Annotated in this window: 14 protein-coding genes and 4 pseudogenes; 16 read left to right on the top strand and 2 right to left on the bottom strand. The window is 30.9% G+C overall.

Annotated features, from left to right (window positions below; genetic code table 11):
* Both HMPREF0077_RS08605 and HMPREF0077_RS08610 read left to right on the top strand, forming a co-directional pair.
* Window positions 1-200: pseudogene (locus HMPREF0077_RS08605) on the top strand (KilA-N domain-containing protein); the annotation flags it as partial.
* 81 nt (window positions 201-281) lie between these two features.
* Window positions 282-794 (top strand): annotated as a pseudogene (locus tag HMPREF0077_RS08610) (ATP-binding cassette domain-containing protein); the annotation flags it as partial.
* A gap of 726 nt (window positions 795-1520) precedes the next feature.
* Here the strand turns inward: HMPREF0077_RS08610 and HMPREF0077_RS08620 are convergent.
* Window positions 1521-2114, bottom strand: a complete 594-nt coding sequence (locus tag HMPREF0077_RS08620; protein WP_040349663.1) for a Crp/Fnr family transcriptional regulator — start codon at window positions 2112-2114, stop codon at window positions 1521-1523.
* Between the two features lie 95 nt (window positions 2115-2209).
* Here HMPREF0077_RS08620 and HMPREF0077_RS08625 point away from each other — a divergent pair, with 95 nt between their 5' ends.
* From HMPREF0077_RS08625 to HMPREF0077_RS10695, 6 genes are all read left to right on the top strand, one after another.
* The gene (locus HMPREF0077_RS08625) at window positions 2210-2968 is read left to right on the top strand and encodes a class I SAM-dependent methyltransferase (RefSeq protein ID WP_004837632.1); all 759 of its coding nucleotides are present in this window, start codon (window positions 2210-2212) and stop codon (window positions 2966-2968) included.
* A complete protein-coding gene (locus HMPREF0077_RS08630; RefSeq protein ID WP_004837633.1) occupies window positions 2969-4171 on the top strand; it encodes an ABC transporter substrate-binding protein in 1203 nt (400 codons plus the stop codon).
* A complete protein-coding gene (locus tag HMPREF0077_RS08635) occupies window positions 4168-5196 on the top strand; it encodes a FecCD family ABC transporter permease (protein WP_004837634.1) in 1029 nt (342 codons plus the stop codon). The genes HMPREF0077_RS08630 and HMPREF0077_RS08635 overlap by 4 nt, the downstream gene beginning before the upstream one ends.
* A complete protein-coding gene (locus HMPREF0077_RS08640) occupies window positions 5183-5986 on the top strand; it encodes an ABC transporter ATP-binding protein (protein WP_004837635.1) in 804 nt (267 codons plus the stop codon). Before HMPREF0077_RS08635 ends, HMPREF0077_RS08640 begins: the two co-directional genes overlap by 14 nt.
* Before the next feature lies 1 nt (window position 5987).
* Window positions 5988-6635 carry a cupin domain-containing protein gene (locus HMPREF0077_RS08645; protein WP_040349665.1) on the top strand — a complete coding sequence of 216 codons (648 nt, stop codon included), beginning with the start codon at window positions 5988-5990 and terminating at the stop codon, window positions 6633-6635.
* A gap of 482 nt (window positions 6636-7117) precedes the next feature.
* Complete coding sequence (locus tag HMPREF0077_RS10695) at window positions 7118-7261, top strand: hypothetical protein (RefSeq protein WP_155811751.1); 144 nt, start codon at window positions 7118-7120, stop codon at window positions 7259-7261.
* 414 nt (window positions 7262-7675) lie between these two features.
* Here the strand turns inward: HMPREF0077_RS10695 and HMPREF0077_RS08655 are convergent, their stop codons facing one another.
* Window positions 7676-8104 carry a Dps family protein gene (locus tag HMPREF0077_RS08655; RefSeq protein ID WP_004837638.1) on the bottom strand — a complete coding sequence of 143 codons (429 nt, stop codon included), beginning with the start codon at window positions 8102-8104 and terminating at the stop codon, window positions 7676-7678.
* Window positions 8105-8423: 319 nt separating this feature from the next.
* Here HMPREF0077_RS08655 and HMPREF0077_RS08660 point away from each other — a divergent pair.
* From HMPREF0077_RS08660 to HMPREF0077_RS08695, 8 genes and pseudogenes are all read left to right on the top strand, one after another.
* Window positions 8424-8715 (top strand): annotated as a pseudogene (locus HMPREF0077_RS08660) (DUF3847 domain-containing protein).
* 405 nt (window positions 8716-9120) lie between these two features.
* Complete coding sequence (locus HMPREF0077_RS08665) at window positions 9121-9537, top strand: hypothetical protein (RefSeq protein WP_004837640.1); 417 nt, start codon at window positions 9121-9123, stop codon at window positions 9535-9537.
* A gap of 2 nt (window positions 9538-9539) precedes the next feature.
* On the top strand, window positions 9540-9743 hold the full coding sequence (locus HMPREF0077_RS08670; protein ID WP_004837641.1) for a helix-turn-helix transcriptional regulator: 204 nt from the start codon (window positions 9540-9542) through the stop codon (window positions 9741-9743).
* A gap of 101 nt (window positions 9744-9844) precedes the next feature.
* Complete coding sequence (locus HMPREF0077_RS08675; RefSeq protein WP_004837642.1) at window positions 9845-10009, top strand: transposon-encoded TnpW family protein; 165 nt, start codon at window positions 9845-9847, stop codon at window positions 10007-10009.
* Window positions 10010-10050: 41 nt separating this feature from the next.
* A pseudogene (locus HMPREF0077_RS08680) lies at window positions 10051-10545 on the top strand (type IV secretory system conjugative DNA transfer family protein); the annotation flags it as partial.
* A gap of 39 nt (window positions 10546-10584) precedes the next feature.
* The gene (locus HMPREF0077_RS08685) at window positions 10585-12423 is read left to right on the top strand and encodes a recombinase family protein (RefSeq protein ID WP_001243447.1); all 1839 of its coding nucleotides are present in this window, start codon (window positions 10585-10587) and stop codon (window positions 12421-12423) included.
* A gap of 75 nt (window positions 12424-12498) precedes the next feature.
* Window positions 12499-13071, top strand: a complete 573-nt coding sequence (locus HMPREF0077_RS08690) for a TetR/AcrR family transcriptional regulator (RefSeq protein ID WP_000079884.1) — start codon at window positions 12499-12501, stop codon at window positions 13069-13071.
* 50 nt (window positions 13072-13121) lie between these two features.
* Window positions 13122-13640 carry a ClbS/DfsB family four-helix bundle protein gene (locus HMPREF0077_RS08695; RefSeq protein ID WP_000708365.1) on the top strand — a complete coding sequence of 173 codons (519 nt, stop codon included), beginning with the start codon at window positions 13122-13124 and terminating at the stop codon, window positions 13638-13640.
* The last annotated feature ends 114 nt before the right edge of the window (window positions 13641-13754 follow it).

The raw sequence follows: 13754 nt of genomic DNA on the forward strand, positions 1-13754 counted from the left end.
GTAATCCGGAATTAAAAGGAAATATGAGAGACTATGCTGATATATCACAATTAGTGTGTTTATCAAATCTTGAGAACTTAAATGCTGTTTTTATAAATGAGGGAATGGATGCAACTGAAAGGATAGAAAAATTAAATGCAATTGCTATTGAACAAATGAGGATTCTAACAGAAAGTGAACGTATAAAAAAGTTAAAATAAAAGTTTTATTTATAAATTAGGCGATAGAAATATCGTCTAATTTTATGTGACAATTGCTTGACATTGTAGGGAAAATCAACCCTAGCTAATCTCTTGCTAAAAAATATAGATTTTAAAGCAGGAAGTATTTTTGTAAATGGAATTGACTTACATGATATAGATAAAAAATCTTATTATGATAAGCTATCTCTTATAAGCCAGAATGTTTTCATCTTCACTGATACACTAAAGGACAATATTTCCTATGGGGGAAGGCTAGATAAAAAATCTCATATTTTTAAAGAAGCAAGACTCGAAAAATTAATAAATTCTCGAAAATCAATAGAAACATTTATATCTAGTGACGAATTGTCGGGAGGAGAAAAGCAAAGAATTGCCATAGCTAGGGTTCTTTATAAAAATTCTGACCTTATAGTTTTGGATGAGTTTACAGCTGCCCTAGACCAAGAAAATGAAAAAGAGATTGTGGACACATTCATGAATATGAATAATAAAGATAAGATATATATAACAATAAGCCACAGAAAATATCCTCTAAGCATGGCTAATAAGATTTTGGACTTAAATGATGGGAGTTTTAAAGAGCTTATCTAAGTTTAGCTAAATCTATATCAGATTGTAGAAAAAGTAGATGAAAACACAAATTCATCTACTTTTTTCTATGCAATAAATGCTTAAAACAAGATATAAATTATAGGGCGGTGAGAGTAAGGTGACCCCACAAAGTTGGACCTAAAACCAGAGTTAGAACTCAACTAGCTCTGGTATTTTTTTGTCATTTCCTACCTCTGGGGGTGTTTGTTGTTATTTTTGTGTATGGTTTTTCTACCTTAAAATTTCTTTTTATTTTATTTTCTGATATTTTTCCTAGCTGTCCGTTGTAGGATGAGTATTTACTAGATTTTCTTGAATAACTTTTTACTTGAAGTTTTAACTTTTGAACTAATCTTTGTATTTTCTTTTTTTACTTCTAGTCCTTCATAGCCTTGTGATTTGTATGCATTTACCCATCTTTTTACTATTTACTGATGAGAAAGTTTATATTTTTCTGATAAAGATTTATATGAGAGTTTTAGCTGAAACCTTAGTAGGACTTCCCATTTATTTATATAAAACAGGTTTATCATTTGTAGTAGATAGGATACCAAAAGATAGAAATTTTAAGGGTAAAGGTTTAGGTTAAAGAAGCTAATTCAATATGGAGATTTGTTTGTTATACAGCTAAAAATATCATTTGAGTTTAAAATGAAATCCGTATTCTCTTAGGACTGATTTTTTGTAATTTTTGTTTATATTTAGTCAGTCCTAAGATTAATGCTTTTATATTAATCCCTCTTTTATCATAAGAGATAACTCTCTTGAAAGGGCAGGCCTATTACAAGCTAAAAATTTCGCCAAATCCTCTCTGGATAGTTTATTAGAAAATAAGGAGTCCTTACCATATTTATCTATATATTTATTAATTTTCTCCCTAATTTTAGGTTTAGAATATATATCTAATTTGTAGGTTAAGTATGAAATTTGCTCATTATACAAATTTATAATATTTTCCATAATAATCGGTCTGCTTGAACAAGACCTTTTATTTTTTTCAAAGATTTTGCTAACATCAAGTGCCAAAACTTCAGAATCTTTTTTTGCGACTATGAATCTATCAGTTAGGGAAGAAAAATTTAATGAAAAAGAATCTGAAGCCTCATAAATTCTATCTATAATTTCTTTATCATCATCTATTGTAGATAGATCAATTCTTCCCTTCAAAACTATACCTGCCTTAAATCCCTTAGAAAAATCATATAGGTATCCGCCTTTACTAAAAACTAAGATTTTATGATCAATACAAGAAAGTATGTGGTGGATAGTACTTTCGTCTAAACCATAAAATAATTTACTTTTCACAATAATTTTTTCCATAAAAACCTTTCTTGTTGCTTTAGCAACTGCAATTAAAATCACCTATGTTATAATTATATGTGTAACGATTATCATTATCAAGGAGGAAAAAACAAATGGAAAAAAACAAAATTATATTTGGACATGATTTTTTAAAGATGCTTGGAAGAACAAGACTCAGACCAGGCGGCGGTCTTATGACCGATTGGTTACTTGATCAGGTACAGATTGATAAAGATATGCAAGTTTTGGAAGTCGCTTGTAATAGAGGTGATAATCTTATAAGGGTCTATACTAAATATAAATGCAAAATAATGGGTATAGATATTGACCAAGTTGCCATAGACCAAGCTTTGGAGAACATAAATCTCTTGAGTTTAGATAAGGAAATAGAAGTAAAGAACATGAATGCCTTGAATTTAGATTTTGAGGATGAAACATTTGATGTAATAATTAATGAGGCTATGCTTACTATGCTAACAAATGAAGACAAAGCAAAGGCCCTTAAAAATTATCATAGGGTATTAAAAAAGGGTGGATATTTACTAACTCATGATGTGGCAGTAGAAAATGAAAGCGAAGATATAAGAAGGCAACTCTCGAAATTTACAAATGTGGATGTATATCCTCTAACAGTAGAAAATTGGAATAAACTATTCTTAGAAAATTCTTTTAGACCTTTTTCACAAAGAACTGGCAGGATGATTCTTTTAGATAGGGATACAATCATAAAAGATGAGGGACCAGTTGGAGCAGCAAATTTTTATAGAAATGCTTATGCCGAAGAAAATAGGGCAAGGTTTACAAAAATGCTAGAAAGGTCTAAAAGTTCAAATAATTCATATATAGTTTTAGCGAGTAAAAAGGAGAATTAGATGAAAACTATTAAAAAAATACTATTAATTTTATGTTTGCAAGTCTTTGCTTTAACAAGTATGACAGCTTGTGGCAAGGCAAAAACTGAAGATAAGTCAGAAAGCAAGGAAGTAGTTCAAAACGAGAATAAGGAAGAAAAAAAAGATACAAAGGCTGATAAGAAAGAAGAAAAGCCTGAGGAAAGCAAGGATGAAAGTAAAAAAACAAGGACAATAATAGACCATGCAGGCAATAAAGTCGAAGTTCCAGAAAAAATTGAAAAAATAGTTATAGACCAGATTCCAATTTTATCTACCTATATGGCTTACAATCATGGAAAGGCTCCATATATCGTAGGTTATGCTGGCTCACTAAAGCAAGTAATTTCAAATACAGTTTTAAAGGATATAGCTCCAGAGCTTCTTGATAGCCAAAATACAGTTCAAGCTCAATCTGACATTAATATTGAGGAAATAATGAAGCTTAAACCAGATGTTATTTTTTACAATGCTTCGAATAAAGAACACTATGAAACCCTTAAAAAGACAGGGATTCCTTGTGTAGGATTTGCTACAGTTGGCACAAATGGACCAGCTGACCCAATAGATAGGTACACACAATGGTTAAAGCTCTTAGAAGATGTATTTGGCGAAAGCGGAAAGACAGATGATTTCATAAAAGCAGGTCAAGATATTGTAAAAGATGTTGAAGAAAGAATTTCAAAAATAGATGATAGTAAAAAACCAACTGGTGTGATTTTATGGAAGTATGTTGAAGGAGTACCAATGGTTGCTGGTAAAGGTGTTTTTGGAGATTTCTGGCTAAAGAGAATTGGTGTTAAAAATTTAGCTGGTGAAGCAAAAGGTTTCGCCAAAGTTTCTATTGAACAATTTTATCAATGGAATCCAGATATACTTTATCTTGATGGACCTGGTCTTCTTGATATTACAACAAAAGATGTATATGAAAATTCAGTAGAAGGTATCAATTTTTCAAATATGAAGGCTGTAAAAAATAAGAAAGTTTTCAATACCAAGCTTGGTATGTGGAACTGGTTTACACCAAATCCAGATGCTCCTTTAGTTCTTGCTTGGCTTGCTAAATCAACTTATCCAGAAGAATTTAAGGACTATGACCTACAAAAAATGATTAAAGATTATTATAAAACATGGTATGGATACGAATTAAATGATGAACAAATAAAGGATATGTTTGATATATGATTAAAGGAATCTTTATCAAAGATAAAAAAATAAAATTAAGCTCATATATAATTCTGATAAGTCTACCCATATTAACAAGTATTTTGGCACTTGCCATAGGTAGGATGCCTCTTAGTATAGGACAGATTATCGATTTTTTCAATGCTTATTTAGGAGGCAGAGACTTTGATCCCATGCTTGAATCAGTAATAATTAATGTAAGATTACCAAGGATTATTACTGGCATAGTAGTAGGAGCTGGTCTTTCCGCAGCAGGTCTAGCCTTCCAAGGGGTTTTTTCAAACCCCTTGGCAACTCCTGATATACTAGGTGTAAGCTCGGCAGCAAGTCTTGGGGCTGTAATTGGTATACTTTTATCACTTTCAACCCTATCTATTCAAGTCTTCGCTTTAGCTTTTGGCTTAATTGGAGTAGTCTTAACCCTTTATATTGGCAAGAGTAGAACTAGGTCATCAACGATAATGCTTATACTAGCAGGTCTTGTAGTTTCATCATTATCAAATGCTCTAGCGTCTCTTTTAAAATATACAGCAGACCCGACAGATAAGCTACCAGCTATCAGTTACTGGCTTATGGGTTCTTTTGCAAGATCATCTTATAAAAACTTGATGCTTTCAGCACCCCTAATAATAATGGGAGTAGTCATAATAAGACTCTTGATATTTAGGCTAAATATTATGAGCTTATCAGAAGATGAAGCAAAAAGTCTTGGAGTAAATGTTAAAAAAACCAGACTTATTTTCATATTTGCATCAACACTTATTACAGCTTCATCTATATCAATGTGTGGTCAAGTCGGATGGATTGGTTTGATAATTCCTCACATGGCAAGGATGATGGTGGGAGCTAATAATACTCACACCCTACCTTTTAGTATATCTTTAGGTGCAAGTCTTATGGTACTAATAGAAGCTTTATCAAGAACGGTTTCCGTAATAGAACTACCTATTTCAGTTCTTACGGCAATAATTGGTGCTCCAATTTTTATAAGCTTAATTAGAAAAACTGGGGGTGGTTTCAATTAAATTAGAAATAAAAGATGCAGGATTTTATTATGATAAAAATCATGTATTATTTAAGAATTTATCTTTTTGTTTGGATCAAGGTCAGGTTTTATCTATTTTAGGACCTAATGGAGTTGGTAAGACAAGCCTCATAAGATGTATATGTGATTTTGAAAAATGGAAACTGGGAAAGAGTTTTATGGATGGAAAAGATATTTCAAGTTTTAGTAGAAGAGACTTATGGTCTAAAATATCATATGTTCCACAAAAAAGATCTTTTTCTTTTGAATATTCTGGAATAGACATGGTAGTGTTAGGGCTTTCTAGTAAACTTGGACCATTTGCAAAACCAGGTGCAAGAGAATATAAGATGGCAAACAATATTATGAAAAGCTTAGCTATAGAAAAGCTTAAAGACAAGTCATGTTCTGTGATGAGTGGTGGAGAACTTCAGATGGTTCTAATAGCTAGAGCCTTAATATCAGATCCAAGCTTAATCATATTAGATGAGCCAGAAAGTGGTCTTGATTTTAAAAATCAACTTAAAATAATTTCATTAATCAAAAAACTATCCAAGGTAGACAATATTAGTGTTATTATAAATACTCATTACCCAGCTCACGCTCTTGAAATAGCGGATAACTGCTTGATATTAATGAAAAATGCTAGACATAAAATAGGCAAAACATCTGATATTATATGTAAGGAAAATATGAAAGACGCCTTTGGGGTAGAGGTTATACTTGAAAAAATAAAAAACGATAAGAAAGAATATAATACTATAATACCCATTAGCATAGTAGGTGATTAAAATGAAAAATATTAGTAAGGGAAAAATATTGATACCAGAAGAGGTCATACCTATAGAAGACAATCAAACTATAAGCAAGAAACTTATAGATTTGGAGGATTTTCATATCTTGCTTATGAGTCTTGATCAAAATACCAGAATTTCCTCTGAATTTTATGCTGAAGAAAGAATATATTTTGCTTTAAAAGGCGAGCTTAAATTTAATAATGAAAGACTTATAAATAACGAACTAATACTTTTTGAAAAAAATAAACTTTTTGACATAGAGGCAAGGGAAAAAAGTATATTTTTAGAAATCGCAATTAACTTAGAGGAGGAAGAAATGAAAAACATTGACAAAGGAAAGAAAATTAAACTAGTTGACTATTTAGATTATGTAGATGGGGGAATCGCTAACACTGATCTTGTATCTAAAGACGAGTTTAAGGTATTTCTAATGGCTTTCGATGCAGGAGAAGGTTTAAAACCACATCAGGCTCCAGGAGATGCACTGGTTTTAGCACTTGAGGGCAAGGCAAAGCTTCTTGTTGGAGACAAGGAAGTGGAGATTGAATCCGGAGAACAAATAGTACTTCCGGCAAATGTAATCCATAATGTAACTGCAATTACAAGATTTAAAATGTTATTAATCTTATCTATAGATAAATAAAAAAAGATTGAATAATTTTCCAATCATAAATCTGAACACTAAAAATTAGACCTAATACCAGAGTTAGTATTAAAGCTTGCTCTGGTATTTATTTGTTATAAAGATGAACTTGCTTGTACATTAAATTCTTAAAATTATTTGAAAATGCAACTTGTAAGTACAGCTTTTGATTTTAATAAATAAAACAATATTTATTGCTAAGATGCAGACAGAGGTTATAGCCCATATGCTTATATAGGGCTATACAAACAAAAGAGATTAAGATTAATGGGCAAGGTGTGTAATAATTATTGTCAAAAAAAGGTGGAGAGATTGGGTTAGAGACTTAATAATGTTGTGTAACAAATAAATGCAAGTATACCAATATTAAAGCATGGAAGTTGCTTTTTCCTATAGTTGTGATTTGAAACAAAATAACCATTAATATGTTTGTTGATAAATTTTATGAAACAGACTTTAAAAAGTTATCCAAAGTAGGTTCAATGGGTGCAAAAATATTTGATTATACAGAAATATTAAAAAGCGACAGCTTACCAGAAGATAATCAAATAGCGAAAAAATTAAAGAATAAGACATGGGAAAAATTATTTAGCATCTACAGTTGTAGGTGCTTTTTCTATGCCTAATTTTATAAGGTGGTAGTATAAACGCATTAATTAGAATATTCAAGTCAACGGACAAACATAAAGATGGAAGAGGATATTTTCATGGCATATTTTATTAGGTAGAACAGTTATATTAAAATAGGTTAGAGAGAAATATAACCGAAAGACACTTCACTCTATTGAATGTCAGTATATCTAAAAACAAGACAAGTTAATCGATATTTTATGAAGAGAGGTTTTAACTAAGTTCAAAATATAGTATGAAATTAAGTGTAAATTTTCATGAAAGATTGACAGTTTATTAAAGATGTATAAAAATAAGACAAGCTCCATTCATATAGGAATAGACAAATATTGATGAATAAAAAATGTATCAACCTTAATCCTGATAAAATGGTAAAGGTTGATACACAAAAATATTTACAGATCTTTTATTTATTTAAGACTTGACTTAACAAACCAAATTTGTTTGCTGTAGTCCGTTATATGATCCTCCATAGCATTAGCTACAGGGAAATTATCAGCCTCATCCGCTTCTTTTCGAATCTCTAGGGCTAGTTCTTTTTGAAGTTTTATGTCAGATAGGACTATTCCTAATGCTTCTTTAATAGATATTTCATTAGAAGTCTCAATCTCTTGAATTGTAGAAATTTCTAAATATTCTTTTAGATTAGCAACTGGAAATTCTCCAGACATTCTGATAAGCTCAGCAACTTCATCAAGTCTTTCACCAGCCTTATCATATTCAGATTCAAGGTACTTATGTACAGATACAAATTTAGAGCCTACAACATTCCAATGTAGGTTATGGATTTTAATGTTTATTACTGCAAGATTTGCAAGATAGGTGTTTAATTTAGTCATTCTCTTCCTCCTTTAAAATGATTTTAAGTATCATTATCATTATAGACGATAATAAAAAAAAGTCAAGTATGTAATATTGTGTAAAATTTACTAGCAAATATTTATTATTTCATCCTAATATCGTAAAAATGAACAGAAGAAAATTATTTCAGCGATACAAAATCACATCATGCAAGAAAAAGGAATAGATAGAAAGACAGAACATATACAAAAGGAAATATTAGATATTATCGAAAAGAGTATTATATAAATTTAATAAAGAAACTTTAAAAGGGAAAGCTAATGTTATCTCTTTTTTAATACAAGAAAGGAGTGTTATATGAAAAAATTAGAACAAATAAGACAAGAGTCAAAAGAAATAAAAGATAAAATTGACGATACAGAAGAAAGATTCAGGCAAGAAAAAAATCAAGAAAAGAAGATATTAAAACAAGACATTATAAAAAGTAAGAAAAGAAAGAACTTACAGGCTAATAACAAGAAGACCAATCTTAGAAAGTCTTATAGAAAATGCAGAAGAACTAACAGATGAAGAAATAAAAATCCTACTAGAAGAAGCAACAAAGACAAAAGAATTTAGAGAAACACTAAAAATAATGAGCGAAAATTAGAAAAAAAATAAACAGGAAGACTTTTACAATGAGCATACTGCATAACTTATTTTATTTAAAATTTTTAAGAAATATCTGAAAGAATACTTAGGAGAAAGCAAGATCTTAAATATATCCCAATGGAAATCGTAACTTGCCACTATGAAGAAAGAGAAAATAACCTTTACAATCAAATATTAGGGATATGAGAAGAAGTTGTACAAGCAGAAAAGGTTAAGACTTGCATAGAGCCGTTACAGGAACAAGAAAAACGACTATCACAGGTAAAACAGAACGAGTTAGACCAATAAAAAACAAAAGTGAAATATTTATAACTTAAGCATTGACATCAAGTTTTTGTGTGATATATTTATAACATCAAGTTAGAAATATATCACTTGAAATTATACGTAAGGAGAATTTGACATGAAAAACAAAGTATCTATACGAGAAGTTGTTGCAACAAAAATTATTATTGCAATTTTAATTGCGGGATATTATTGGTTGTGGAGCAGAAGCGACTATCAGCCAGAATACCAACAGTTTTCAAGCTATTGGGGTTTTATTCTATTTTTGATGCTGATAGTGCATTATTTTAGAGTAAAAAAGTATAAGAAAGAATACTTTGATGAATTTGCGGAAAAAAATCTACACAGATGTGATTCAATATGCTTAAAAATTTTTTGCGTGTTAATGGTTATTATAGCGTATTTAGGAGGGATCTTAGGTCATGTAAACGCAATTTCAACAGCGTTGATGGGTTGGCTAATTATTGGAACCGTGATTGCAATTACTATACTTCGTACAATTATGTTTATAATTATGGATTCTAAAGGGGTGTAATTATGGCACTTATAACGAAAGTAAAGGAGTATCGAGAAAAGGCAAAATATAAACAATCCGAACTTGCGGAAATGGTAAATGCCAGAAGAGAAACTATTGTACACCTTGAAAATGGAAAATATAATCCGTCATTAAAATTAGCTATGGATATTGCAAAAGTGTTTGATGTTAGCGTAGAAGATTTATTTGAATTTACAGATGATTGAGGCACATAATTTAATTTAGGAAATATAATATCCAATTCTCAGAACAGTGAATCAAAAAAGATTTACTGTTTTTTCTTTGTCAAAAATGGAAAGGAGAACTCATGGAAGAAGAAAAAAGGAAAATACAAGCACCACTCAATAAACAGTTAATAATGGATATTGGAAAGACAAAATATACTGTAAACCTACATTTCAAGCAAGGTACAGGCGAAACATACAAGGATAAAATACTAAAGCTAATCAAGAGAGAAACAGAGAAGATATAAATTTGTCAAAGAAATTTTGTTTATGTCCTTGACAAATCGTCCCAAAGGGGATACTTGTGTTAGAGTGTGGGAAAATGCTTTATGAAAATGGATACGACATAAAGATATTAAACACAATAAACTTTAAAAAATCTATGAAATACAATCCATTTGCCTATTTTAGAAGTGAAAAAGATATTTTAAAGCTTGTTCAAACCATAATTGCCAACACCAAGGGAGATGGAGAAAAGGCAGGAGAAGATTTCTGGGTAAAGGCTGAGAAGTTATATTACACTGCTCTAATTGGTTATATCTATTATGAAGCACCTGAAGAAGAAAAAAACTTTAAGACACTTTTGGATATGATTGACGCAAGTGAAGTCAGAGAAGATGACGAAACCTATATGAACCCAATTGATAGGCTCTTTGAAGCTCTTGAAAAGAAAGATCCAAGTCATTTTGCAGTTAAGCAATATAAGAAATATAAGCTTGCAGCAGGAGTAATAGAATTAAGGAGAACACTTAATCACTATTTTAGTGAAATATGTACTTCTTAATTCTTTTTTTATTGAAAAATTAAGAGAAAGGGGGTAAAAATGAGGAATTTTGAAAAGATAACAGCACTCTATGAGAGATTAAGTCGTGATGATGAACTGCAAGGAGAGAGTAACTCTATCATCAATCAGAAAAAAATATTGGAAGAATACGCAAGCAAAAATAATTTGTCAAACATCATTCACTTTACAGATGATGGAATCAGTGGAACGCAGTTTGACAGACCGGGATTTATGGCAATGATGAACGGAGTCAATCAAGGAAATATTGGTTGTATCATTGTAAAAGATATGAGCAGACTTGGCAGAGATTATCTCAAAGTCGGTCAATGTATGGAGATACTAAGACAAAAGGGCGTAAGACTAATCGCTATCAATGACAATGTAGATAGTTTTTACAGAGAAGATGATTTTACCCCTTTTAGAAATATCATGAACGAATGGTATGCAAGAGATACATCAAGAAAAATCCAATCGACTTTCAGGTCAAAAGGCGAAAGTGGGAAACATACTGCAAGTACACCGCCTTATGGCTATATCAAAGATGAAAAAGATAAAAACAAGTGGATAGTAGATGAAAAAGCAGCAGAGATAGTAAGGCGAATATTTAACCTGACCATGCAAGGAAATGGTCCGTATCGAATAGCAAAGATATTGGAGAGTGAAAAAGTAGATATACCAGCCTATCATCAACAGAAATTAGGCTATGGACTATATCAAAGCAAAAACTTTGAACATCCCTATCGTTGGTGCAGCTCAACCATAGCAAGCATTTTAAAGAAACAGGAATACTTGGGACATACAGTCAATTTCAAAACAAGAAAACACTTCAAGGACAAGAAAAGCAAATATGTATCCGAGGATAACTGGCTTATTTTTGAAAATACACACGAGCCAATTATAGATCAAGAAACCTTTGACAATGTGCAAAGGATAAGAGGAAATGTAAAAAGGTATCCTGACGGTTGGGGAGAATATCACCCACTCACAGGACTGATGTATTGTGCAGATTGTGGAAGTAAAATGTATGTTCATAGAACAAGCAATTACAAAAATATACCCTATTACACTTGCAGTGCCTATACTAAAACACCTTGTGGCATGCTTTGTCCATCAGCACACAGAATAAAAGCGGAAGTAGTCTTAAATTTAATACAAGACACACTAAAAGATATTAAAAAATACCTTGATGAAGATAATGAAGCCTTTATCTGTTCCATTCAAAATGAAATGGAAGAAAAAGAAAAAATAGAGATAGAAAAGAAAAAGGTAAGATTAACGGAAAGCCAAAACAGACTTAGGGAACTCGAACGACTTATGTGCAGAATTTACGAAGATATGATCCTTAACAAAATACCAAATAGCAGATATGAGATACTAAACAATCAATATGAAACAGAGCAGATAACTTTAAGCAAAGAGATCAAAGATTTAGAGCAGCAGGTATCAAGATATGAAAAAGAAACAGACAGAGCAAGAAAATTTATATCTCTTATCAGTCGTTATGAAAACTTTGATGAACTTACAACTACAATGATAAATGAGTTTGTAGAAAAGATTATCGTACATGAAAGAGATAGAAAAGGAAGTCAGACATCAAAGCAAAAGATAGAAATTTACTTTAATTTCATAGGTAATTACGAACTACCACAGGCGGAGTTAAGCGAAGAAAAAAAACAAAAACTTGAGGAAGAAGAAAGAAAAATCGAAGAAAGAAAAGACAAGCTACATCAAAATTACCTAAAGCGTAAAGCGAGTGGAAAACAGAAAGAGTATGAAGATAAATATAAGGCAAGAAGAGAACAGAAGAAACAGGAGAAAATAAAGGTTTTGAAAAGAGTGGGGATACCGGTGAGTGAGTATATAAAAACAAATATTTAAATCTATCTTGACAAATATTGAATTTTAATTTATTATTAAATATAGATTCAGTATTGGAATAGAAAGAGGTGTGCTATGGCACAAGTATTAAAAGAAGAAGTTAGAAATAGAATACTCGAAGCAGCAGAAAAAGTATTTTATAAAAAGGATTATAGAGGTGCCAAATTAACAGAAATTGCAAAAGAAGCAGATATTCCTGTGGCACTAATTTATACCTATTTCAAAAATAAGGCAGTTTTGTTTGATGCAGTAGTAAGTTCTGTTTATATAAACTTCGAGTCAGCTTTTAATGAGGAAGAATCTTTGGAAAAAGGTTCTGCTTCTGAAAGGTTTGATGAAGTTGGAGAAAATTATATTCATGAACTTTTAAAAGATCGTAAGAAGTTAATTATTTTAATGGATAAAAGCTCAGGTACAAAGCATACAGAAGCAAAACAAAAACTCATATCGCAAATGCAGGTTCATATTGAAGTAAGTTTAAAAAGACAATCGAAACAGGAATATGATCCAATGCTTGCCCATATTTTAGCCAGTAACTTTACAGAGGGACTTCTTGAAATAGCAAGGCATTATCAAAGTGAAAAGTGGGCAAAAGATATGCTAAAACTTATTGCAAAGTGTTATTACAAGGGAGTGGAATCATTGTAAGTTGATTTGATATTTAAATGCGATAAATTTAAATTTTTGGAGGAGATATTTTGAAGATATATAAAGATAAAGAAGAACTGAAATCTGAGATAAATAAAAGTTTTGAAAAGTATATTTCTGAATTTGATATTATTCCTGAATCTCTCAAAGATAAGAGAGTCCCTGAAGTTGACAGAACACCAGCAGAAAATCTTGCTTATCAACTCGGATGGACAACATTAGTTTTGAAATGGGAAAAAGATGAGAAAAACGGTTTTGAAGTAAAGACACCGTCGGATATGTTTAAATGGAATCAACTTGGAGAATTATATCAGTGGTTTACCGATACTTATGCTCATTTATCGATAGAAGAATTAAAGAAACGATTGAAAGAAAATATTATATCTATCTATACAATGATTGATACACTAAGTGAAGAAGAATTATTTCAACCGCATATGAGAAAATGGGCTGATGAAGCTACTAAAACAGCGACATGGGAAGTTTATAAGTTTATTCATGTTAATACGGTTGCCCCTTTTGGAACGTTTAGAACTAAGATTAGAAAATGGAAAAAGATTGTGCTATAATTTTTGATTTGCTGATACAGTAATTTAAAAAAATATAGTGATCGGATAAAATAGACTTTGCGTAATCAGCAAAGTCTTACTTTAAACCTTAATACTGAATTAAAATTCAATATT

The sequence above is a fragment of the Anaerococcus tetradius ATCC 35098 genome, assembly GCF_000159095.1.
Taxonomy (GTDB): Bacteria; Bacillota; Clostridia; order Tissierellales; family Peptoniphilaceae; genus Anaerococcus; species Anaerococcus tetradius.